We start from the raw sequence: 23,167 nt of genomic DNA on the forward strand, positions 1-23,167 counted from the left end.
CACGGGAGGGAAAGCGAACTTACTCGCCGAGCTTGGGGTGCAGCAGCGACGGCGCAGCGCCGAGCAGCATCTTGGTGTAGGGGTCCTGGGGGTGCTGGAAGACCTGCTTGGCCTCGCCCTGCTCGACGATCTTGCCACCATTCATGACGATGATGTCGTCGGAAATATAGCGGACCGTCTGGATGTCATGGCTAATGAACACCATGGCCAGGCCGAGCTCCTTCTTAAGGTCGGTCAGCAGGTTGAGAATCTGCGCGCGGACCGAAACATCCAGAGCCGAGGTGGGCTCATCGGCGATGATAGCGTCGGGGTTCAGCGACAGGGCACGGGCAATTGCCACGCGCTGGCGCTGACCACCCGAAAGCTGGCCGGGAAGAACCTCGGCGGCAGAGCTGGGCAGACCGGTGAGCTCCAGGAGCTCCTTGACGCGCTTCTCCTGCTCTGCCTCGGTGCCCAGGTTGTGGACGCGCATGGGGTCGAGCAACTGCTCGCGAACGACCATGCGGGGGTTGAGCGCCGTGGCCGGGTTTTGGAACACGACCGAGATGACGCGACCCATGTGGCGACGGTCCTCGGCGGTACGCTTGGTAACGTCCTTGCCCTTAAAGTAGACCTTGCCGCTCGTGGGGGCCTGCAGGCCGCACATGACGTTGGCGGTGGTGGACTTGCCGCAACCGGACTCGCCGACGATGCCGATGGTCTGTCCGGGCATGAGCTTAATCGTTACACCCTGGACGGCGTGAACCAGGTTGGGGTGCAGAATCGAGCCGGTACGGGTCCTAAAGGTGACGTGAACATCATCAAGGAAGATGATCGGCTCGACGCCGTTGACTGCGGTCTCGCTCATCTACATCACCTCCGCGTGAGGGGTCAAACCATTTGCCTTGAGCACCTCGTCGGGGAGCTCGGAATAGAAGTGCTCGGTGCCAGGTACGCGCTTGAAGACCGGACGGGTGTCCAGGCCAATGCGCGGATGGCTCGAGCGGGGCGCGAAGCGATCGCCCTTGGGGAAATCGCGCGGGCTCGGAACGGCGCCGGGCACCTGGTGCAGGCGGCCCGAACCGCTCTCGATGGACAGAACGGAGCCCAGAAGACCGCGGGTGTACTCGTGGATCGGGTTGGTGAGCAGCTCCTTGGTGGGCGCCTGCTCGATAACCTGACCGGCGTACATAACCGTGATGTTATGGGCAACCTCGGCGACCAGAGCCAAGTCATGCGAGACGAAGATCATGGCAAAGCCGAGCTTGGCCTGAAGATCGTTGAGCAGCTTGATGACCTGCTTCTGGACGGTAACGTCCAGAGCGGTCGTGGGCTCGTCGCAGATAACCAGCTTGGGGTCGCGGGTAAGGGCCATAGCGATCAGGACGCGCTGACGCTGGCCGCCGGAAAGCTCGTGCGGATAGCTCTCGAGCGTACGCTTGGGATCGAGGCCAACGAGCTCCAGGAGCTCCTCGGCGCTGCGGGTGCCGCCGCGCTTGGTGAGCTGCTTCATCTGAGCGGAGATGAGCATCGAGGGGTTGAGCGAGGACAGAGCGTCCTGATAAACCATGGCGATATCGGTACCGCGCAGGCCGAACCACTCCTTCTTGCTCATCTTGAGCAGGTCACGGCCTTCCCAGAGGACCTCGCCGGAAAGATGCTCGTCCTCATCGGTCAGGCCCATGATGGCCAGCGTGGTGATGGACTTACCGCAACCGGACTCGCCCACCAGACCCATGGTCTGACCGGGGCGGACATCAAAGTTGACATGGTCGACGACGTTGATATCACCGTGGTGCTCAAACTGGATGCAGAAATCGCGGACCGAAAGGATCGGCTCGACAGACTCATCGGGCACGTGGCGGTCGTTACGCTTGAGCTCGACATCGCGCAGGGCGCCAAGGCGAGCGGAGAGGGACTGAGCCTGCTCCTTGTAGGCACGAACGGGGTCGGAGACCAGCAGGTCGGCCTCGCGGCGCTTGGAAGAATCGGTCGGATCCAGGGCAGCGGAGGGAGCGGCGGCCATAGCGTCGGTAATGCCCTCGGACAGGATGTTGAGCGCCAGACAGGTGATCATAATGGCCAGGCCCGGGAACAGCGCCTGCCACCAACGGCCGGCGAGCACGCCACCGCGGGCGTCGGCAAGAATGTTGCCCCACGTAGCGGTGGGCTCCTGGATGCCAGCGCCGATGAAGGTCAGCGAAGCCTCGAAGATGATGGCGTCTGCGACCAGGGTGACGGTAAAGACCATGATCGGGGCGATGCAGTTGCGCAGAACATGCTTGATCAGAATCCACGGAGCCTTGGCGCCGGACACGATGACCGCGCGGACATAGTCCTCGCCGTACTCGGACACGATGTTGGCGCGCACGATACGGGCGATCTGCGGGGTGTACATAAAGCCGATCGCAAAGATGATCGACGGCACGGAATTGCCCAGGATGGAAACGAAGACGGCTGCGAGGGCGATACCCGGGATGGACATGATGATGTCCAGGATACGCATGATCGCCTCAGAGACAGACTTGCGCGAAACCGCCGCAAGAGCGCCGACAACAGAGCCGCAGACCAAAGCCATGGCGGTAGCACCAAAGCCGATGATTAGCGAGTAACGGCCGCCGTAGAGCATACGCGAAAGGATGTCGCGGCCCTTGTCGTCGGTACCGAAGATAAAGCCGCCACCAGGCGCCTGGCGCGCGGTGAAAATATCGACCGGGCTATAGGGGGCAAGCAGGGGTGCCAGGATCGCAGTCAGGGCGACCAGCACCAGCACGACGGCGGCAATCTTAGAAGATAGCGCCATCTTCTTCCAGCCACCGAGCTTGAGCCCCTTGGAAGCAGCCTTCTCGAGCTGTTCGGTTTGCTTCTCTCGAATCTTTACCATAATCTACACCGTCCTGATGCGCGGGTTGATGAGCAGGTAGAGCATGTCAACCACGATGTTGATGATGATGAAGGCAAGAGCAACGACGATGACGACGCCCTGAACCAAGTTCGCCTCGTTGCCCTGAACGCCCTGCAGAATCGCGGTACCCATGCCCGGGAGGTTGAAGATAACCTCAATGACGACGGCACCGCCCATGAGGTAGCCGATCTTAAGGCCGAGGGTGGTGACCGGGGTAATCAGCGCATTGCGAAGAACGTTGATACCGACGACGACCTTTTCGGGAACGCCGGCACCGCGAGCCATACGGACATAGTCCTTATCGAGCTCCTCAACCATGGCGGTACGCACGATACGAGTCATCTGGCCCGTCAGCGGAAATGCCAAGGCGATGGCGGGCATGATCATGCGTCCCAGATAACCAGCCGGATTCGTGGTGAAGTGAGGCAGGGCGCCCGATGCTGGGAGCACCTTAAGGTAGGAAGAGAACAGCAAAATCAACAGAACGGCAAGCCAGAACGACGGGGTTGCCAAGCCGGCAATGGAAAAGACGCGGATCACTTGGTCCGGCCATTTATCGCGATACAGCGCCGCGATGACGCCGAGCAAAAACGAAACGACCGCGCCGATGGCAAGACCGATAAAGGTCAGCTGCATCGTGACGGGCAGGGCCGTGGAGATGCGCTTGGCAACAGAGTTGCGAGCAGCGCCGTAGGTGCCCATGTCGCCGTGGATCAAGTCGCCCATATAGCGCACATAACGCACGGGCCAGGGGTCGTCCAGACCATACTTCTCATGGTACTCGGCAACCGCCTCGGGCGAGGCACCGTCACCCAACGCCGTGTAGGCGGGGTCGGTCTTGGAGAACGACATAAGGAAGAACACCAGGACGGTGACGCCCAATGCCATGATCGGCAGCGCGACAAGACGCCTTCCAATCAAACGTAGAAAGTTGTTCACGTTCTCTCCCCTTTCTTTTGTCGGTAGGACCAACTGGTATATGAGTACGGATACTCATTACAAGACCCGAGCGACATCGTTGCCGCCCGGGTCTTTGTTTCAACTATGAGGATACGGTCTCAACGACCGGTATCCTGCATATAGACTCAAGCGAGTCTTACGCCTTGACGGTCGCGACGCCCTTAAAGGACATGCTCGTCGTGCCGATGCCCTTGAAACCATCGAGGGCCTCGCCGTTGGGCGCGGTGGACGGATCGTCCCAAGAAGCGGAGACGGTCTTGACGTGGACAACGGGGTACAGAACGGCGTTGTCGGCGATGATGTCGAAGCACTCGTTCCACTTCTTCTGCTGCTCGTCGCCCTCGGCGGCAAGAGCCTCGTCCATGAGTCCGTGGAGCTTCTCCCACTCAGCGGACTCCTTCCACGGGCAACGGGTCTGCATCCAGACGTTGTCGCCAAACCACCAGTTGAGCAGCAGGTCGGGGTCAGCGCCGAAGCAGGAAGGATCGCCAGGGGCAAGGAGGATATCGTAAGCCTCGCCGCCGTCGATGGCAGCGTAGGTGGCCGGCGAGGTATCGGTCTGGATGGTCACATCGAAGCCGAGAGCGTCAAGGTCGTTCTTGACCTGGGCAGCCATGCCCTTGATCTGCTCGTTATCGGTGGTGCGCAGGGTGATGGCGCCCGGGGTGATGCCGGACTCCTCGATGAGCTTCTTAGCCTTCTTGGCGTCGGTCTTGTACACCGTGGAGGCCTCATGATAGTTGGTAAAGCTCTTGGGCAGGTAGCAGCTGGCGGCGGTAGCAAGGCCGGCGAAGGTGTTGCTGATCATCTTCTCGGTGTCGAGCGCATACATAACGGCCTGACGGACCTTGACGTCGTTCCAAGGCGCCTTGGCGACGTTGAACATGATGAAGCGGGTACCGAAGCCCTGAACGTTGTCAATCTTGCAGCCAGCGCTCTCGAGCTGATCGACGGCGTCAGCGGTAACGAGCTCCATGACGAGCGTGGAGCCTTCCTGCTGAGCAGTGACGCGAGCGGTGGGGTCGGTCAGGATGCTGTACTGGATCTTCTCGTCCTCGGCAGCATACTCACCGTTGTACTCGGGGTTGGGAACCAGGGTGATCTCGGTGTCGGAGATGGCATCGTACATCCAGGGGCCGGAGCCGATCGGCTGCTTGGCGCGATCCTCCTCGGCCTGGGTGGCCGGGGTAACGCGGATGATGGCCAGACGATCCTTGAGCAGGGAGAAGTTGGGGACCTTGGTCTTGACCGTCACGGTGCTGGCGTCCTTGGCCTCGATGGACTCGAAAGGCTGGAAGAACGGAGCATAGGTAGCGGAAGCGGCGCAAGCGTTGTAGGAAGCCACAACGTCGTCAGCGGTGACCTCAGTACCATCGGAGAACTTGGCGCCCTTACGGATGGTGACCTCGAAGGTGGTGTCATCCACAGACTTGGGATCGTCAGTAGCGAGCTCGTTGAAAGTGCTGTAGTCGTGGTAATCGATGCCGTAGAGGCCCTCGATGACATGCCAGTTGGCACCCAGGCCAACAGCGGAACCGGTGGTGGCGGGATCGAAGCTGGACGGAGCGTAAGCGGAACCAGCGGTGATCACGCCGCCGCCACGGTTGGCGGAATCGGTGGAGCCGGAAGCGGAACCCTCGTCGCTAGAGCTGCCACCGCAGCCAGTGAGACCAAGGCCGGCGACAGCAGCGACGCTGCCGGTGAGGCCGAGGAACGAACGCCTGGACATACCCTTGTTGATGATGGCCATCTCTTCTCCTATCAATAGAGAATCTTACTCGGGAGCACCTAGACTTGCCCCCGCGCAACTTGCGGACGATATATACCTTACCTACCGACGAACCCAACTGAGGTGCCGCGCTCGGCGACCGATACATACATCCGCTTGAACGGTATTTACTACCGTTCACCGAATTCATTGACAAATGATTCGCCAGACAGTATGTATCGACGAGGTGAGATATCAGTCTTCGTCAACCCGCAGGATATCAGGGTTTTCACTTGGGTTAGTCAAACGTTTTACCGTTAATAAAACCCGAAACCAGCAGGCAATCATGGCGAAATAAATGGTTGAAAATCGCGCAATCATGTATATCAGCTGTTTAGGCTCGTGTTTAGTTTTCGGATTGCTTTGCCGCCGCCCCGGAACGCTCGGCATCCCACGCAACGAGCGTCTCGTGAACCGCTTTGGCGACATCGGCAGGAATGCCTCGAACTTCCGCGATCTCTTGCTCGCTCGCCGCGCGCAAACGCTTCATCGAGCCAAAATGACGCATAATGGCACGTTTTCTGGTGGGTCCCACCCCTGGAACGTCATCGAGTATCGAAACCGTCATGGCCTTATCGCGCAGCTCGCGATGGAATGTAATTGCAAAACGGTGCGATTCATCGCGAACCTGTTTGATTAGATAGAGCGAAGCAGACCCGGTCGGCAGCACGACGGGCGTCTCGTCCCAAGGCACGAAAACCTCCTCATCGGCCTTTGCCAAGCCGCAAACTGGTATATCGAGCCCCAGGGCCTCAAGTTGTTTGATCGCAGCCGTCAATTGCGGTTTGCCGCCGTCGACAACAAGCAGATCGGGCCGCGAGCCAAAGCGCTCATCGGCCATGCGTTCGGGAGCGTAGCGTCGTCCCAAAACCTCGGACATCGACACGAAGTCGTTTGCCTCGTCCAATTCGGCCTGAATTTTAAAACGACGGTACTGGCTCTTGTCAGCGCGCCCGTTGGTAAACACTACCATCGAGGCGACGGTAAAGGTTCCGTGCAGCGTCGAGATATCGAAGCACTCGATACGCATCGGCGGCGCCGGCAGCGCCAGCGCGCTTTCGAGCTCCAGGAGCGCTTGATTGGTGCGGTCGTCAGCGTACCCCGTTCGCATCATGTAGCGCATGAGGGCATGGCGCGCATTTTTGGATGCCATAGCGAGCAAACGGTGCTTTTCGCCACGCTGCGGCCTATGGAGATGGCAGGAACGCTCGCGCTTGCCTGCAAGCCACTCCCCCAGCGCCTCCGCATCCTCAAGCTCGACGGAGAGGTTGACCTCAGCTGGAATATCAGCCGTCTCATCGTAATAGCGTTTAAGAAAGCCCGACTGGAGCTCTTCCTCGTCAACATCAAGACCCTTGTCGAGAATGAACTCGCAGGTGCGAACTGTTCGGCCCTCGCGAACGACGAAGACGCAAGCGGCGGAGATGGTCTCTTCGCGATAGAAACCGATGACATCGATATCGACACTGGAGGGAAAAACGACTTGCTGACGATCGTCCAGACCCCTGATGACCTCCAAACGACGTTTGACGCGTGCCGCGCGCTCAAAGTCGAGCGCCTCGGCGGCATCCGTCATCTCGGAGGTCAGCTCATCGACGACATCCTTGCGATGGCCCGACAAAAAGCGCTCGACACGCTTGACGTTCTTGGCATAGTCTGCCGGGGAAATCGCACCGACACACGCACCCGGTCCGCGCCCGACATGGTAGTCAAAGCAGGGGCGCCCGTTTTGCGCGCAAATCATATTGACGATGTCTTCCTCGCCCTTGTGGGACTCGACGATACGGCGGCAACGACGCCACTCCGCACAGGATGCGGAGCAAATGGGAATAACCTTGCGCAGCGTATCTATCGTCTCACGTGCCGCACGGCTATCGGTATAGGGTCCAAAATAGCGCGTTCCCGGCTTATGACGCTCACGCGTGTATTTGATAGCGGGATACAGGTCGCCCTTTGTAATGGCGATAAAGGGGTAGCTCTTGTCATCCTTGAGGTCGACGTTAAAGTACGGATGGTACTGACCAATCAAATTGCGCTCGAGCACCAACGCCTCATGCTCGGTCTCCACCACGATATAGTCAAAGCTCGCCACCAGCTGCATCATCAGCGGGATCTTTTGACGCTCATCCTGCAGTGTCACGTATTGACGCATGCGGGCGCGTAGGTTTTTCGCCTTGCCCACGTAGATGACATCGCCCTTGGCGTCTTTCCAAAGGTAGCAGCCGGGCTGCGTGGGAACGCGCGAAACCTGCTCGGCAAGCGTTGGAATGTTGTCGCGACCGACCATGCGCACCTACTTGCGACGAAGCAGCGCCGAGACCTCGGGCATCTTAAGAACGACGGCAAGGCCAAAGGTAACAGCAAGCGAGACGACACCCGCAACGCAAACGTAGCCAAGAGTAATCAGAATCGAGCCGCCAAGTGCCCCGACAAAGTGCTCAAGCGCCCACATGACGCCGGCGCCTGCGGCAGCACCCAGGCCACCGAGCAAAAGGCCAAAGAAACCGCCATGCAGGATAGATTTGACCTGAAGGCCACGCAGACGACGACGCAGCCACCACAGCGAACAACCGACCAAGATCACGTAGTCAACGACATACGAAAGCGCGATTGCCGGCATACCGAAGCCCAGCACAACGCCAAACAGCAGAACCGAGCCGGCCTGGCCGATGGCGGAATACAGGCAATAGCGGCTATAGGGCTTCATGTCGAGCAAGGCAGAGAAGCTCTTCTGCATCAATACGACCACGCCGTAGAGCGGCAGCGAGAACGCCAGGTAGACAAGGAACTCGGACACCAGCGCCACGCCGGACTCATCAAACTTGCCGGCACAGTAAATCATGTTGAGCGGACGCGCGAAGACAATCAGGTACAGCGTGAACGGAATCAGGAAGAACAGCATCTGGGCGACGCCACGCGAAATGCCCGTGCGAACGCTGTCGTAATCCTTCTCCTGTGCGTCGTGAGAAAGCTCGGTATAGAGCGCCGTCGAAAGCGAGGCGGCAATCAGCGCGTAGGGCAGCGTGTACCACAGACGCGCATAGGCGATGACGGAAGGACCAGTCTCGGGCTGGACCACCAGCGCGGCAGCGTTGGTGATAGAAGTCGAGACAAACATGCACACTGTGGCGAGCAGCGTCGGGATACCGAGCGCAATCGTCTGGCGCAGTGCGGGGTCCTTAAAGTCGATATGGATATGGGGATGCACGCCGTGCTTACCAAGCGCGGGGATCTGACATGCCATCTGAACAAAGACACCGAGGGTCGTACCGGCCGCAATCAAGATGATGCCGGCACGTTCGCCAAGCTGTGCGGACACGGGCGCAAAACCCATAAAGCTCGCAATGACGATCACATTGTTGAGGACCGGGGCAAACGTCGACCAGAAGTAGTCGCGGTGTGCGTTGAGAACGCCCGAGAACACCGAGCCCAAACCATAAAACAGAATCTGGATGGCAAAGAAACGGAACATGAACGCAGCGGTATCCATGCTGCCGCCGTCACCCGAAAGGAACGATTGCGTCCAGATAAAGCCCGGGGCGAACACAGTCCCCAGCAACGAAATGCCACCCAGCACCAAAAGCAGAATACCAAGCAGGTTGCCCACGTACTCGTTCGAGGCCTCGCGACCCTGCTCACGCCTCACGCCCATGTACACGGGCAAAAAAGCCGTCACGAGCATGCCGCCCATCACAAGTTCGTAGAGCATATTGGGCAGGTTGTTGGCGACCTGATAGGAGGACGAGAGTAGCGACATGCCGATAGCTGCCGCCATTGCCCACGTGCGGATAAAACCGGTGACGCGAGACACGATGGTCAGGATGGTCATAAGCCCGGCGGAACGACCAACCGTGGAGTAGTCCGACGAGCCCATGTCGTCAGTGTCATCTCGCGACGAAGAAGCCTCAGGCGCGGGCGTCTGAGAAGCCGAACGCTTTGCAAAGTGAGCCCCGCGCTTCGATTCTTCCTGCGGCATCGTTCAGTCCTCTCTCGTGATCGGGGCAACCGTCGCCCCGCAAAATGCAACTAAGTCGTCGGGGGCAAGCTCAAGCTGATAGCCACGCTTACCGCCTGAGATAAAAATGGTATCCCAAAGGACGCATGTCTCATCGATCAGCGTCCGAAAGCGTTTTTTCATGCCGACTGGACTGCAGCCGCCCCGGACATACCCCGTCGCGGCAAGCAAGTCCTTAACATGCATCATGGTCAGCGACTTTTCGCCAGCGGCGCGCGCGGCGGCCTTTAGGTCAAGCTCGTCGGCAACGGGAATACAGCACACAACGTGTTCATTGGACGGCGCCACGCAAACCAAGGTCTTAAAACCCTGGCCAGGCTCCTCGCCAAGTTGTTCCGAAATTGCAACGCCTAAACCCGCCGACTCATCGCCATCGTCTTCATACGTATGGAGAATATAGGAGATGCCGGCGTTTTCCAGCTCGCGCATCGCATTGGTTTTCGGCGTCTTTGCAGCCTTTGCCATGGCATGTCCCTTCCCTCGCATTCGAACGTAACGCCTAAGTATATGTCCAATGTAGCCGCATACGTCATCTCGACACACAGAAGCGCCACCGAATCGAAAGGAATCGGTGGCGCTTCTCGCATGACGGCGTCTCTTTACTGGGCGTCGAGTTGTGCTTGACGCTCGCGGTCGCGCTCGAGCAGCGGGGCCAAGAACTTGCCCGTGTAACTCTGTGAACATGCCGCGACCTGCTCTGGCGTACCCGAGACCACGACAGTTCCGCCGCCATTGCCGCCCTCGGGGCCCATATCGATCAGACGGTCGGCAACCTTGATGACATCGAGATTGTGCTCGATCACCAGAACCGTGTTGCCCGCATCGACCAGGCGCTGCAGCACGTCGAGCAGCTGGCGGACATCCTCAAAATGGAGACCGGTCGTCGGCTCATCCAGAATGTAGAACGTCTTACCCGTCTGACGGCGGTGGAGTTCCTTGGCGAGCTTTACGCGCTGTGCCTCGCCACCCGAAAGCGTCGTTGCCGGCTGGCCCAAGCTCACATAACCCAAGCCCACATCATACAGAGTCTGGAGCTTACGCTTAATCTGAGGAATATTGCCAAAGAAAGCCAGCGCCTCGGTGACGCTCATGTCGAGCACGTCAGAGATGGTCTTACCACGGTAGGTGACCTCAAGCGTCTCGCGATTATAGCGCTTGCCGCCGCAGACCTCGCAGGGGACATAGATATCGGGAAGGAAGTGCATCTCGATCTTGATTTGTCCGTCGCCCTTGCATGCTTCGCAGCGGCCGCCGCTCACGTTAAAGGAGAAACGTCCGGGCGAGTAGCCGCGCGCCTTCGACTCCGGTGTACTCGCAAACAGCGCGCGAAGATCATCCCACAGGCCGATATAGGTAGCAGGGTTGGAACGCGGCGTGCGGCCAATCGGCGACTGGTCGATATCGATAACCTTATCGATACACTCGATGCCCTCGATTTTCTTATATGGACCCACAGGGCGCGTCGAACGGTGAATGGCATTCGTAAGGGCAGGCGCAATGGTATCGGTAACCAGGGAGCTCTTGCCCGATCCCGACACGCCGGTAACAACCGTAAGCGTACCAAACTCGATCTTGGCAGTAACGTTTTTGAGGTTGTTGGCTCGAGCGCCCGTAATTTTAAGGCAGCCGCGACCGGGCTTGCGCCGTTCATCAGGCACCCGGATCATTCGCTTACCGGTCAGATAAGCGCCCGTCATCGACTCAGGACACGCCATGATATCGGCAGGCGTTCCCGCCGCGACTACGTGTCCGCCGTTGACACCGGCGCCGGGACCCATGTCGATCACGTAATCGGCGGCACGGATTGTATCCTCGTCGTGTTCGACGACGATAACGGTATTGCCGATATCGCGCAGGCGCTCAAGCGTCTTGATCAGGCGCTCGTTGTCACGCTGATGAAGACCGATCGAGGGCTCATCCAGAATATAGAGCACGCCCATGAGACCCGCGCCGATCTGCGTTGCCAGTCGAATACGCTGTGCCTCGCCACCGGAAAGCGTCGCCGAGGCGCGATCGAGTGTCAGATAGTCGAGTCCAACATCGACCAGAAAACGCAGACGCTCCAGAATTTCCTTGACGATGCGCCCGCCGATAAACTGTTGGCGCTCGGTGAGCTCCAGGCCCTCAAAAAACTCGAGCGACTCACGGCACGACAGGCAACAAACCTCGTAAATGGACTTGCCACCCACGGTGACGGCGAGCATCTCAGGGCGCAAACGAGCGCCGTGGCAGCTCGAGCACGGTTCCTCGCGAATGTACTTCTCCAAGCGCGCCTTGGTGTTCTCGTTCGTCGTCTCGGTATAGCGTTCGTACAGGATGTTGCGAACGCCCGAAAACTTGGTATCCCACTGGCTGCGACGTCCGTCGAGCTTTTGGTAGTCGACCGAGATCTTCGTATCGCCCAGGCCATCCAAGAATGCACGACGCACGCGAGGGGGCAAGTCCTCCCACGGCGTATCGGTGCTCACCTTAAAGTGTTTGCAGACCGCAGCAAAAATCTGCGGATAGTAGTTCGAATTGCCAAACAGGCTACCAAAGACTCCGTCGGCAATGGACTTCGAGGGGTCCTCGATCAGCGCCTCGGCATCAACGGTTTTCTTAAAGCCCAGGCCGTCGCACTCAGGACATGCGCCATAGGGAGCGTTGAACGAAAAATCACGCGGCTGAAGATCGTCAATGGAGTGACCATGCTCCGGGCACGCCAAGGCCAACGAATACTCCAGCAGCTCGCCCTCGGTCCCCTCGGGAGCATCACGATCGGGCAGCATGTACACGTTTACATTGCCGTGAGCCAGCGCGGTCGCCTGCTCAACAGACTCGGCGATACGGCCCAGAGAGTTCTCACGGATCACGATGCGATCGACCACGACCTCGATATCGTGCTTGAACTTCTTGTCCAGATCGATCGGATCGTCGAGCGAGCGCACTTCACCGTCGACACGCACGCGGCTAAAGCCCTCGGCGCGAAGGTCCTCAAACAGTTTGGTGTACTCGCCTTTTCGCCCGCGTACCACCGGTGCCAGCACAAACGCGCGGCGGCCCTCCCCCGCCGCCAAGACCTTGTCGGCAACCTGATCGGTCGTCTGACGCTCAATGACACGGCCACATTCGGGACAGTGCGGGGTGCCCACACGGGCGAACAGCAGGCGCAGATAGTCATAAATCTCGGTTACGGTGCCAACCGTCGAGCGCGGGTTCTTGGATGTCGTCTTTTGATCAATTGAGACAGCCGGCGAAAGGCCGTCGATTGAATCCAAGTCGGGTTTGTCCATCTGGCCCAAGAACTGGCGCGCATAACTCGAAAGGCTCTCGACGTATCGACGCTGGCCCTCGGCATAGATAGTGTCGAATGCCAGCGAACTCTTGCCCGAGCCAGAAAGACCGGTAATGACCACGAGTTGGTCACGCGGAATGGAAACATCGATATCCCGGAGGTTATGCTCACGAGCGCCGCGAATAACGATAGAAGAATCAGACATGGAAGCTCCTTGCCTCCTATTGCATCGAATCATACTGCCGATGAGTTTAGCGCACTCGACGCGCACAGATGTTCGTAATACAAGATTCGCAGACCTTTAGCTTTGCGTATCGGGCGCTTTGTTTCTCGAAATGCCGTGGAAAGGTTACAGTAATCTAATACTGAACTTAATTTGCTGTACCAGAGGAACGTCCATGACCGAAGATATCCCCCTTGAAATCACTTCGAGCGACATGGCCAATCTGCCCATATTCATCGCCGTCCTTATCGTGGCCACCGTCGTCGTGCGCGTGTATTTTTCAATCAAACGCAACGAAAAGCCACCCATTGCCTGCGTCTTTTGGTGCGCGACGCTCCTCATCCCGCTCGGCGTGGTAGCTGCATGGGTTACGAATCAATTGCTCGTAAATGAGGGCAGCTCCCTATGGGTCCTTTCTTATTCGGCGCTCGGTGCTGCCGCCGTCATGCTTCTTGTCGAGCCCTTGGTTTCGGGACTTATCGACCAAACCGACCTTGCGACGGGAACGGTTGCCTGTATTTGCCGTGACATCCTTGTCATCGCCGCTGTTTCAGCGCTCTCGTTCGTTTCACTCGAAATTGCCTGCAACGAAACGTTCTATCGCATTCCCGCCAACTCATTCGGGTTTTCCGTCGGGCTGCTCGCGACGGTTCTGCTCTCCCTTTATTTGCTGGGACAGCGTCATGGAGGCGTCATGGCTCTCGTGCCCGTCGTCTGCTGCATCCTTGGCATTGCCGAGCACTTCGTCATAACGTTTAAAGGCGAAGCCATCCTGCCAAGCGATATCTTGGCCCTTGGCACCGCAATGGAAGTGAGCGAGGGATACGAGTTTACCTTTACCGCCGGAATCGTAACCTCTCTCGCCCTGCTGGAGATTTCCCTGGGGCTTCTTTCGCTCATCCGACCGCGAAAGCTCCGTACGCCCACCCATGTCTTCCCCGCTATCGCCGCTAACCTCTGTGCTTTTCTGCTAGTGACCGTTGTGGGGCTCTCAGGCTTTTCCAACATCGACTTGGAGCAGGCGCTGGATTTTGGATTTGACCGTTGGCAGCCCATCACCACGTATGCGTCTCAGGGTTTTATCACTTCGTTCACCGAAATGGTCAACGAGTTGCCCATTGAGAAGCCCGAAGACTATACGCCCGATGAGGCGCAGAGCATCGAGCAGGAGCTCGCCGCCGCCTACGACAGCACATATGGCTCGAGCGAGCAGCGCGCGGCGGCCGTTGCCCAGTTCAATGAAATCAAGCCGACGATTGTTGCCGTCATGAATGAGAGTTTTAGCGACCTTTCGTGCTTTGAGCAGCTCCAGGCGGCCGGGTACACCGGCCCCGCATTCTACAACTCGCTTCCCGACACACTTGTTCGCGGCACCATGCTCGCTTCGGTCGCCGGTGGCGGAACGGCGAACTCCGAATTCGAATTTTTGACCGGAGCGACAACGGCCTTTGTCGGATTAGGCAAGATCCCCTATCAGCTGTATCAGATGAATGGCGTAAACAGCCTGGCAAAGGACCTTAAAGAGCTTGGGTATACCACTACCGCTATGCACCCGCAAAACCCCGTCAACTACCATCGAGATAAAATCTATCAGCAGCTGGGCTTTGGAGACTTTCTTTCAATCGGCGATTTCGAAGGTGCGCCCTATTACCATGCCGGCGTATGCGACTACGTCACCTACGACAAGATACTCGACCTGCTTAGAACCGACGAAGCGCCGCAGTTCATCTTTGACGTCACGATGCAAAATCACGGCGGCTACGACTATGGCACCGTTCCCGCCGAAGAGCTGACAAACTATTGGGTCGAGGGAGCCAGCGAAGGCGCCAACAGCGCGCTCAACACCTATCTCACCTGCATCAACGCATCCGACCGGGACCTCGAGTACTTTATCAACGAGCTCCGCAACATCGGCAGACCGGTTGTTCTTGTCTTTTTTGGCGACCATCAGCCGAGCGCCGCAACGACTCTCAACGACGAGCTGTACCCTCAGGAAGATACGGCAAGTCACGCTTTCCGTATCTATCAGTCGACATATCTCGTCTGGGCTAACTATGAGATCGCCGGCAATACCGAGCTCAACGTCTACGACACCGTCGGGGCAAACGAGATTGCAGCCATTACCCTTAATAAGATCGGCGCCCCGCTCACCAATTACCAAAAGGCCCTGCTTGCGACAAGGTCAGATGTGCCCACCATCAATGTCGCCGGCTATCTCGGTGCCGACGGGCTGCGCTACGACTTGGAATCGAAAGACAGCCCCTACGCCTCGATGATCGACAAGCTGCAGCGCATGCAATACCTCGAGTTCGCCAGCAAAGTTCAGTAAGCCCGCCCATTCGCTTGGGCCCATCGTATTGCAAGCACGCTCGGCCCAAACGCATCGCAAATGACTCCCGCTCGCAAACGAGGGTACAATGACGCTCGTGTCACATCGCGGGGCCCCGGCCCCAGCATATACAAAGGAGTCATACATGGGTTGCGAACACGCACAGGCCGCCGGCGGACAAACGTCGCCGTCGCAATTTGAGGAGAACACGCTGTCCGAGGTCAAGCGCGTCATCGCCGTGCTTTCCGGCAAGGGCGGTGTCGGCAAGTCATTTGTCACCGGTGCCATCGCCACCGAGCTTGCCCGTCACGGCCACAAGGTCGGCGTCCTCGATGCCGACATCACCGGTCCCTCTATCCCCAAGATGTTCGGTATGAGTGGACGCCACGTCCATGCCCTTGGCAACCTTATGCTGCCCGAAATCTCCGAGCACGGCGTCAAGGTCATGAGCTCCAACCTGCTGCTCCAAAACGAGACCGACCCCGTCCTTTGGCGCGGTCCGGTCATCGCAGGCGCCATTAGGCAGTTCTGGAGCGAGACCTCGTGGGGCCCCATCGACTACCTACTGGTCGACATGCCTCCGGGAACAGGCGACGTTGCGCTCACCGTCTTCCAGTCGCTGCCGGTCGACGGCATCGTCATCGTCACGAGCCCGCAGGATCTGGTCTCGATGATCGTCGCCAAGGCGGTCAACATGGCCGAGAAGATGAACGTCCCCATTCTGGGCGTTGTCGAGAACATGAGCTATATTGAGTGCCCCGACTGCGGCAAGAAGATCGAGGTCTTTGGCAAGAGCAAGCTCCCCGAGGTCGCAGAGCGCTATAACCTCGACATCTTGGGCCAGCTTCCCATTAATCCGGCACTCGCCGAGGCCTGCGATAAGGGCGAGGTCGAGACTGCGCTGCCCGATGGCATGTTGCCCAAGGCAGTCTCTGCCGTCGAGGCTATTACCCCGCACGAGACCGACGAGGCCTAAGTGAACGCGAGCGCCCTCTATGACGTCTTGGTAATCGGCGGCGGGGCTTCAGGCCTCGCCGCCGCCATTACGGCCGCACGCGCTGGCAAAAGCGTCTGCATCGTTGAGCGCGATGTCGCCTGCGGCCTCAAGCTCCTTGCGACCGGTAACGGCCGTTGCAACCTCTCCAACGAATCGATTGATCCTCAGCGGTATAACCACCCCGCATTCGTCGAATCCGTCATGGGCCCCCAGCCCGAACAAGAGCTTATGGGTTTCTTCTCCTCGCTGGGCATCATGACAACCTCCGAGGAAGGCCGGCTGTACCCGCGCTCCCTTCGCGCCGAATCGGTGCGCGACGCGCTTCTCAGCGTTTGCGACCGCCTAGGTATCACCTTAATCTGCGGAGCCAACGTTGCCTCGGCGCACAAAGCTTCCGAAGGCTGGGCACTCCAAATAGACCGTCCGGCGCGGGCACTCAAGGCAAAAAAGCACGACGACCGAAAATCGGAGCTCCGCTCGCTTCGGAAAGCGCTCGCCGATGTCCCTCGCAAGAACGAGGCCCTGCAGGCACATGCCGTAATTATCGCCACGGGCGGCAACCCCACCGGTATCGCCGATACGTTTCGCCTCCCCCTCACTTCGCTGCGCCCCATCCTCTGCCCCGTATCGGCAACGGTCTTTGGCGATCGGGCGGCGCTCAAGACGTTGGATGGCCTGCGCGTCCGCGCCCGCTTGACGCTCGCCCGCAATCATAATGAGCTCTGGCACGAAGACGGTGAAGTGCTGTTTCGAACCTTCGGTATCTCGGGCGTCGCTGTCTTCAACCTCTCTCGTCGTATCCAGCACGGCGATACGATCCTGCTCGACGTTTTCCCCGACCTCTCCAAAGACGAGTTGCTCAATATGCTCAACCGGCGCGTTGAGCTGCTCGGCGGCTTTTCGCCCCGCAATCCCCGTTGGCTCGACGGCATGCTCGCCCCGCAACTCTCCCGCGTCGTCTGCACAGCGTTCGAGCAGTGCCATCCAGGCTCCAATGATGTCATCCACCTGGTCTCGATCCTCAAACACTTTAAGTTGCTCGTCGAGGGAACAGCCGAGGAGCGCTCTGCGCAGGTCACGCGTGGTGGCGTATCTGTCGAGAGCATCTCAACACCCAGTCTACGCGCGCGCAGCGTTGTCGACGCCCCGCTTTACGTCTGCGGAGAAGCGCTCGACATCGACGCCGATTGTGGAGGCTTTAACCTTGCGTGGGCCTGGCTCTCGGGCATTCGCGCTGCAAGCAGCCTGTAGCCGCGCAGTCTATAATCAAAAACGCATTCGGGCCGTCTGGGATACCGGACGGCCTCTTTCTTGCCTCTAAGGAGACCTCGATGATCGAAATCACCCAAGTCAACGCGTCGCTCGATGAAGCCGGCGATGAAAATGCCTGCCTCATTGTTGGCAAGCGAGTCGCCAAGCGCGTCCTACGTTGCAAGGACTCCGAGATCAAGTCCATCGAGCTCCACCGCAAGTCAATCGACGCTCGCAAAAAACGAGACGTCCATTTTATCCTGAGCTTTCGTGTTGAGCTGACTAGTCCCCACCTCGAGCGAGAAGCGCTCGGCAACGTTGCCGAGCGTGACCGCTCGCGCGTACGCGCGATAGAAGACGATGGGCCTTCATTCCCCTCCCCCGTTTCCGGCGCACCCAAAGAGCGCCCCGTCGTTGTCGGCGCCGGATGTGCCGGCCTTTTCGCTGCGCTTACGCTCGCCGAAGCAGGTCTTAAGCCCTTGCTCATCGAGCGCGGCGACCCGGCATTTCGCCGCTCGCAGGCGATCGACCTCTTTCTAAAGGAGCGCATCCTCGACCCCGAGAGCAATATCCAGTTTGGCCTGGGCGGCGCGGGAACCTTCTCGGACGGCAAGCTCAATACGGGAACCAAAAATCCCGCCCATCGCCTTATCCTCGAAACCTTCGTCGAGGCAGGTGCACCCCGCGATATTCTGTGGGATGCCAAGCCGCACATTGGCTCCGACATCCTTCCCAAGGTTGTCACCGCTATATCCCAGCGCATCGAGCAGCTCGGAGGTGTCGTCCGTTATCGAACGAGGCTCGTCGACATTCGCATCGACGCGTCTGGCGCCATCACCGGTATTGATGTCCAATCGTCCCAAGACGCCGCTTGCGAGCCAATCGAGACAAAGCGCCTCATCCTCGCCTGCGGGCATTCTGCTCGCGATATTTTTGAGCTCCTTAAGGACCACAACGTGGCCCTCGCACAAAAGACCTTTGCCATGGGCGTTCGCATCGAGCATCCGCAGCGCGACATCGACCGAGCCCAATATGGAGCCTCGGTGGGACATCCAGCGCTCGGGGCGGCCCCTTACAAACTTGTTGCCCATCTTCCCAACGGCCGCAGCGTGTTCTCGTTTTGCATGTGCCCCGGCGGACAGGTTGTTGCCGCCTCTTCAGAACCGTGCCATCTGTGCGTCAACGGGGCCAGTCTCAATGCCCGCGACGGACGCAACGCAAATGCCGCTCTGCTCGTTAACGTCACGCCTGAGGACCTTCCCAACGATGACCCGCTCGCCGGCATCGAGCTCCAGCGTGCCTGCGAGGCGGCTGCCTATCGCCTGGGCGGTTCCAACTGGAACGCACCGGCACAGCTTGTCGGAGATTTCCTCGCAGGACGCGCCAGCACAGCACCCGGAAAGGTAAAACCAACCTATCCACTTGGTGTGACCTGGACGGCAATTGACGAAGCCCTGCCGCAGCATATCGTCGAGTCGCTCCGCCTGGGACTTCCCCTACTCGGAAAAAAGCTACGAGGCTACGACCGCCCCGATGCCGTTCTTACCGGTGTGGAGACTCGTTCGAGCTCACCGGTCACTGTCACCCGAGACCGAGCGTGCCATGCCGTGTCGACCCCGGGCCTCTACCCTTGTGGTGAGGGAGCTGGATATGCCGGCGGCATCATGAGCGCGGCCACCGACGGCATCCGTTGTGCCGAAGCCCTGATCGCAGACCTCTAGCGCACGAATTCCAGCGCGCAAAAGACATAGGCCCCGAGCTCCACAGGGAACTCGGGCCTGTTTGCTATTTCTTAAACCGTGCACCCTGGCGTTTTCTGCCCGATGCGAACGTGGAACCCTTGCGGGCCTGCGAACGTAAGCGCTCGATCGTCTCGTCCTCAGACGCACCCTCGAGCATCGCCCGAATCTGAACGACGGCATCGCGCAGGCGCGCCGCCTCCTCAAAGTCCATGGCGGCAGAAGCGTTACGCATATCCTCTTCCATGGTTTCGACGATCCGCACAAGCTCGTCATGCGGCAGTTCTTCCAACTGTTCCGCAAGTGTCTGCTCGGGCGCCACCGTTTCCGGCACACCGCCCTCGCCCGACTCATCGGGCGTATAGAATGCGCCATGACCGAGAGAGTCGCCCTTCGAGCGCCCCTTGGAACCCACAGTCTTTTCGGCCTCGGCAATAAAGCTCGAAATGTCGTTAATGGCCTTGCGGACCGTCTTGGGCACAATGCCATGCTCTTCGTTATATGCCATCTGAATCTCGCGACGGCGCTGCGTCTCCTCGATGGCTTCTTTCATCGAATCGGTCACAACGTCGGCATACATGATGACCTTGCCGTCGGCGTTACGGGCCGCGCGGCCAATCGTCTGAATCAACGAACGGCGGTTGCGCAAGAAGCCTTCCTTGTCAGCGTCGAGAATTGCCACCAGCGAGACCTCGGGAAGGTCTAGACCCTCGCGGAGCAGGTTGATGCCAACGAGAACATCAATCTTTCCCTCGCGCAGCGTTCGCAGGATCTCGACACGGTCCATCGTTGCTGTATCGGAGTGCATGTAATTGACCTTAATGCCCGCATCAAGCAGGTGGTCGGTCAGGTCCTCGGCCATGCGCTTGGTCAACGTGGTCACCAGCACACGCTCCTTGCGGGCAACGCGCTCGCGAATCTCGTCCTCAAGATCGTCAATCTGGCCTCGGACCGGACGAACGTCGATCTTGGGGTCGAGCAGACCGGTCGGACGAATAATCTGCTCAACGTCGTTCTGGCTCACCCGCAGCTCATAGTCACCCGGCGTGGCCGAAACATAGATAAACTGGGGGATCCTTGCCTCAAACTCATCGAAACGAAGCGGGCGGTTATCGAGCGCCGAGGGCAGGCGAAAACCATGCTCCACCAGCGTCACCTTACGCGAGCGGTCACCTTCGTGCATGCCGCGAATCTGCGGCACCGTCACATGGCTCTCATCGATGATGCAGAGCATGTCCTTAGGAAAGTAATCGATCAGGGTAAACGGCGGCTCACCCGGCTTGCGACCGTCCAGATGACGTGAGTAGTTCTCGATGCCGTTGCAAAAGCCCATCGTCTCGAGCATCTCAAGATCATAATCGGTGCGCTGCTGCAGACGCTGCGCCTCGAGCAACTTGTCGGTCGCCTTAAGCTCCGCCACGCGCTTCTCGCACTCTTCGCTGATCGATTTCAGAGCCGCCTTGACCTTCGGCTTCTCGGTCACATAGTGCGAGGCCGGCCACACAGGAATTGCTTCGTACTCACGCAGCATTTCGCCGGTGACCTCATCGATCTCGGCAATCAGTTCGACCTCGTCACCAAAGAACTCAAACCGCAACGGATGCTCGGCATAAGGCGGATACACGTCGACAACATCGCCGCGCACGCGGAACGTGCCGCGTGCAAGGTCATAGTCATTGCGATCATATTGAATGTCGATAAGTGCATGGATAAAGTCATCGCGCTCGAGCGGCACCTTCTTGTCGACGTTCGGGGCTAGGCCCGCATAGTCCTCAGGAGAGCCAATGCCATAGATACACGAGACCGATGCGACGACGATCACATCTCGTCGAGAGAGCAGCGATGCGGTCGCCTGATGTCGCAGCATCTCGACCTCTTCGTTAATCGAGGAGTCTTTCTCGATATATGTATCGCTTTGCGGCACATACGCCTCGGGCTGATAGTAGTCATAGTACGAGACGAAGTAGACCACAGCGTTGTTGGGAAAGAACTCTTTGAGCTCGCTCGCAAGCTGAGCGGCGAGCGTTTTATTCGGAGCCATGACCAGCGTCGGCTTTCCCAGGGCCTCAATAGTCTTTGCCATCGTGAAGGTCTTGCCCGAACCAGTCACGCCCAGCAAAACCTGATAGCGGTCTCCGTCCCTCACACCCTGCACAAGCGACTCAATGGCTTTAGGCTGAGAGCCTGCAGGGTCATAGGGAGACACGACCTTAAACGGCACGTCAGAGCCTTCAACGCCAAAGCGCTTAAGTTCACCACCAACGCGTTCTACTTCAAATTCCGCCATGGATACTCCTAACTCATATATCTGCAGTATACGCAGGCGGTAGGCTTAGTCCTATACGAACCGATCGGGATAGAGGGTCTTATAGCGAACCCAGGCATTATTGACACGAATCAGATACGCCTGCGTCTCGGGAAAGGTGATTGCATTATGAAGCGACGTACTTTGCTGCGCCCATCCGTCGACATTGCCCATGCCAGCGTTATAGGCGGCAATGGCACTGTCGGTCGACCCGTTAAAATACGCTAGAAGATACGAAAGATACGCACAGCCAAACTCGATATTTGTAGCCGGATCGTTAAGGTTGTCGGCCGAATACTCGCCACCGTCGACAAGGCCCTTGGCGATCATATCCTGAGCAGTCTCGGGCATCAGCTGCATCAATCCCTGAGCACCTTGATTCGACTCGGCCTCGGGATCCCAATTCGATTCAGACTTAATGACAGCACACACCAAATACGGATCCAAATTATGCGAAATGCTGGATTGCTTTACATACGCCTCGTAGTCAATCGGATACAGCGGTTTAAAAAAAGCAGCAGGAGCATACGAGTAAACGAATGAGATAAGGCCAAAGACAAAAACGGCAGCCAGCGGTATAAGGCGATACCAAGTAAGGAAACGTGTCTTAGGCAACGGCCTCCTCCTTATCCACAACATCCCCGAACCCATGGCGCGCAAGCCATGCATCCAGTTGATCAAAGAGCGAGTTATCGACTGCCGCATTATCAATAACCGTTGTGGCAAGATCGCACAGCGCAGACTCATCGGGCTGGCAAGCAGAACGGGCATCGAAATCAGATGGCACCATGCCACGTTGAATAGCACGCTCGCGACGAACTGACAAAGGAGCGCTGATGACCAGAATTTCATCAGCCAAGCCAAATGCATCCTCAAAACCAGTCGGAGCAGAAACCTCGACTACCGCAAAGGGATAACGGGGAGACGAAACCGTACAACAAACCGGATCGAGAATCCTAAGCGAAAGCTGTTCAAGGAGAACGGGATGCACGATACCATTGAGCCGTGCGACCGAATCAGGAGAAGCGAAAGCTCGAGAAGCGAGGATGCTGCGGCGAATGGCGCCTTCCTCATCCAAAATGTCCCAACCGAATTCATCCGCGAGAGCATTGACGATATCAGAGCCCGGCACATACAGCGATTTTGCAAGCTCATCCAGATCGATAAGCATAGCGCCACGAGATTCGAAATAGCGGCAGGCAGTCGACTTACCCGAAGCAATATTGCCCAAGACAAATACGGTAAACATCAAGCCCTCCCTAACGCCAATGCGAGTAATTATCGCTCAAATACACTAGAAGGGCTCAAAATACAGCCAAACAGTAAGAGCGCATAAGAGGGAGCTAGGTCCCAAAGCACAACGTGTCTTTAACGCAAAAAAGGGGGAGGCCGCGAGGCCTCCCCCTTCTCCATTTCCTCTGA

15 protein-coding genes are annotated in these 23,167 nt (G+C 58.4%); 4 read left to right on the forward strand and 11 right to left on the reverse strand.

Translation table 11 applies throughout. From position 1 onward, the window contains the following. Positions 1-19 precede the first annotated feature (19 nt). The 8 genes from DWX25_RS06125 to uvrA form a co-directional block, all read right to left on the reverse strand. A complete protein-coding gene (locus tag DWX25_RS06125) occupies positions 20-847 on the reverse strand; it encodes an ABC transporter ATP-binding protein (RefSeq protein WP_006236159.1) in 828 nt (275 codons plus the stop codon). After that, entirely contained in the window at positions 848-2,863 is a 2,016-nt protein-coding gene (locus tag DWX25_RS06130; RefSeq protein ID WP_117735351.1) for a dipeptide/oligopeptide/nickel ABC transporter permease/ATP-binding protein, read from the reverse strand. Positions 2,864-2,866: 3 nt separating this feature from the next. Then, positions 2,867-3,823, reverse strand: coding sequence for an ABC transporter permease (locus DWX25_RS06135; RefSeq protein ID WP_022094871.1), 957 nt, complete (start codon positions 3,821-3,823; stop codon positions 2,867-2,869). 157 nt (positions 3,824-3,980) lie between these two features. Continuing rightward, positions 3,981-5,594 carry an ABC transporter substrate-binding protein gene (locus tag DWX25_RS06140; RefSeq protein WP_117735352.1) on the reverse strand — a complete coding sequence of 538 codons (1,614 nt, stop codon included), beginning with the start codon at positions 5,592-5,594 and terminating at the stop codon, positions 3,981-3,983. A 364-nt stretch (positions 5,595-5,958) separates the two neighbouring features. Beyond that, positions 5,959-7,899 carry an excinuclease ABC subunit UvrC gene (gene uvrC, locus DWX25_RS06145; RefSeq protein ID WP_117799010.1) on the reverse strand — a complete coding sequence of 647 codons (1,941 nt, stop codon included), beginning with the start codon at positions 7,897-7,899 and terminating at the stop codon, positions 5,959-5,961. Between the two features lie 6 nt (positions 7,900-7,905). Further along, positions 7,906-9,588, reverse strand: a complete 1,683-nt coding sequence (gene murJ, locus DWX25_RS06150; RefSeq protein WP_233505143.1) for a murein biosynthesis integral membrane protein MurJ — start codon at positions 9,586-9,588, stop codon at positions 7,906-7,908. A gap of 3 nt (positions 9,589-9,591) precedes the next feature. Then, positions 9,592-10,092 (reverse strand): Cys-tRNA(Pro) deacylase, encoded by a 501-nt coding sequence (gene ybaK, locus DWX25_RS06155; protein ID WP_117735354.1) that lies wholly within the window; start codon positions 10,090-10,092, stop codon positions 9,592-9,594. Positions 10,093-10,226: 134 nt separating this feature from the next. Beyond that, on the reverse strand, positions 10,227-13,106 hold the full coding sequence (gene uvrA / locus DWX25_RS06160) for an excinuclease ABC subunit UvrA (protein ID WP_117799009.1): 2,880 nt from the start codon (positions 13,104-13,106) through the stop codon (positions 10,227-10,229). A gap of 193 nt (positions 13,107-13,299) precedes the next feature. On the opposite strand from uvrA, the gene DWX25_RS06165 reads away from it, so the two are divergent. The 4 genes from DWX25_RS06165 (at position 13,300) to DWX25_RS06180 (ending at position 19,422) form a co-directional block, all read left to right on the forward strand. Next, positions 13,300-15,453 (forward strand): LTA synthase family protein, encoded by a 2,154-nt coding sequence (locus tag DWX25_RS06165; protein ID WP_158557578.1) that lies wholly within the window; start codon positions 13,300-13,302, stop codon positions 15,451-15,453. A gap of 145 nt (positions 15,454-15,598) precedes the next feature. Further along, positions 15,599-16,429 carry an Mrp/NBP35 family ATP-binding protein gene (locus tag DWX25_RS06170; RefSeq protein WP_117799007.1) on the forward strand — a complete coding sequence of 277 codons (831 nt, stop codon included), beginning with the start codon at positions 15,599-15,601 and terminating at the stop codon, positions 16,427-16,429. Then, positions 16,430-17,701, forward strand: coding sequence for an NAD(P)/FAD-dependent oxidoreductase (locus tag DWX25_RS06175; RefSeq protein ID WP_117799006.1), 1,272 nt, complete (start codon positions 16,430-16,432; stop codon positions 17,699-17,701). It begins immediately after the preceding gene. Positions 17,702-17,781: 80 nt separating this feature from the next. Next, complete coding sequence (locus DWX25_RS06180) at positions 17,782-19,422, forward strand: NAD(P)/FAD-dependent oxidoreductase (protein WP_117799005.1); 1,641 nt, start codon at positions 17,782-17,784, stop codon at positions 19,420-19,422. A 64-nt stretch (positions 19,423-19,486) separates the two neighbouring features. Here the strand turns inward: DWX25_RS06180 and uvrB are convergent, their stop codons facing one another. The 3 genes from uvrB to coaE are packed head-to-tail and all read right to left on the reverse strand — an operon-like array spanning position 19,487 to position 22,994. Continuing rightward, positions 19,487-21,727, reverse strand: coding sequence for an excinuclease ABC subunit UvrB (uvrB, locus tag DWX25_RS06185; RefSeq protein ID WP_117799004.1), 2,241 nt, complete (start codon positions 21,725-21,727; stop codon positions 19,487-19,489). 51 nt (positions 21,728-21,778) lie between these two features. Further along, positions 21,779-22,450, reverse strand: coding sequence for a lytic transglycosylase domain-containing protein (locus DWX25_RS06190; RefSeq protein ID WP_369832064.1), 672 nt, complete (start codon positions 22,448-22,450; stop codon positions 21,779-21,781). Continuing rightward, positions 22,353-22,994: a dephospho-CoA kinase gene (gene coaE / locus DWX25_RS06195; protein WP_117799002.1), complete on the reverse strand. Its 642-nt coding sequence runs from the start codon at positions 22,992-22,994 to the stop codon at positions 22,353-22,355. Before coaE ends, DWX25_RS06190 begins: the two co-directional genes overlap by 98 nt. Positions 22,995-23,167: the final 173 nt, after the last annotated feature.

It is taken from the genome of Collinsella sp. AF18-8LB, from assembly GCF_003459795.1.
In the GTDB taxonomy this organism is placed as follows: domain Bacteria; phylum Actinomycetota; class Coriobacteriia; order Coriobacteriales; family Coriobacteriaceae; genus Collinsella.

Coding starts and splice junctions, on each gene's coding strand:
- DWX25_RS06125 (WP_006236159.1), bottom strand. CDS start 847: ATGAGCGAGACCGCAGTCAACGGCGTCGAGCCGATCATCTTCCTTGAT.
- DWX25_RS06130 (WP_117735351.1), bottom strand. CDS start 2,863: ATGGTAAAGATTCGAGAGAAGCAAACCGAACAGCTCGAGAAGGCTGCT.
- DWX25_RS06140 (WP_117735352.1), bottom strand. CDS start 5,594: ATGGCCATCATCAACAAGGGTATGTCCAGGCGTTCGTTCCTCGGCCTC.
- uvrC (WP_117799010.1), bottom strand. CDS start 7,899: ATGGTCGGTCGCGACAACATTCCAACGCTTGCCGAGCAGGTTTCGCGC.
- murJ (WP_233505143.1), bottom strand. CDS start 9,588: ATGCCGCAGGAAGAATCGAAGCGCGGGGCTCACTTTGCAAAGCGTTCG.
- ybaK (WP_117735354.1), bottom strand. CDS start 10,092: ATGGCAAAGGCTGCAAAGACGCCGAAAACCAATGCGATGCGCGAGCTG.
- uvrA (WP_117799009.1), bottom strand. CDS start 13,106: ATGTCTGATTCTTCTATCGTTATTCGCGGCGCTCGTGAGCATAACCTC.
- DWX25_RS06165 (WP_158557578.1), top strand. CDS start 13,300: ATGACCGAAGATATCCCCCTTGAAATCACTTCGAGCGACATGGCCAAT.
- DWX25_RS06170 (WP_117799007.1), top strand. CDS start 15,599: ATGGGTTGCGAACACGCACAGGCCGCCGGCGGACAAACGTCGCCGTCG.
- DWX25_RS06180 (WP_117799005.1), top strand. CDS start 17,782: ATGATCGAAATCACCCAAGTCAACGCGTCGCTCGATGAAGCCGGCGAT.
- uvrB (WP_117799004.1), bottom strand. CDS start 21,727: ATGGCGGAATTTGAAGTAGAACGCGTTGGTGGTGAACTTAAGCGCTTT.
- DWX25_RS06190 (WP_369832064.1), bottom strand. CDS start 22,450: ATGCGGCAGTCGATAACTCGCTCTTTGATCAACTGGATGCATGGCTTG.
- coaE (WP_117799002.1), bottom strand. CDS start 22,994: ATGTTTACCGTATTTGTCTTGGGCAATATTGCTTCGGGTAAGTCGACT.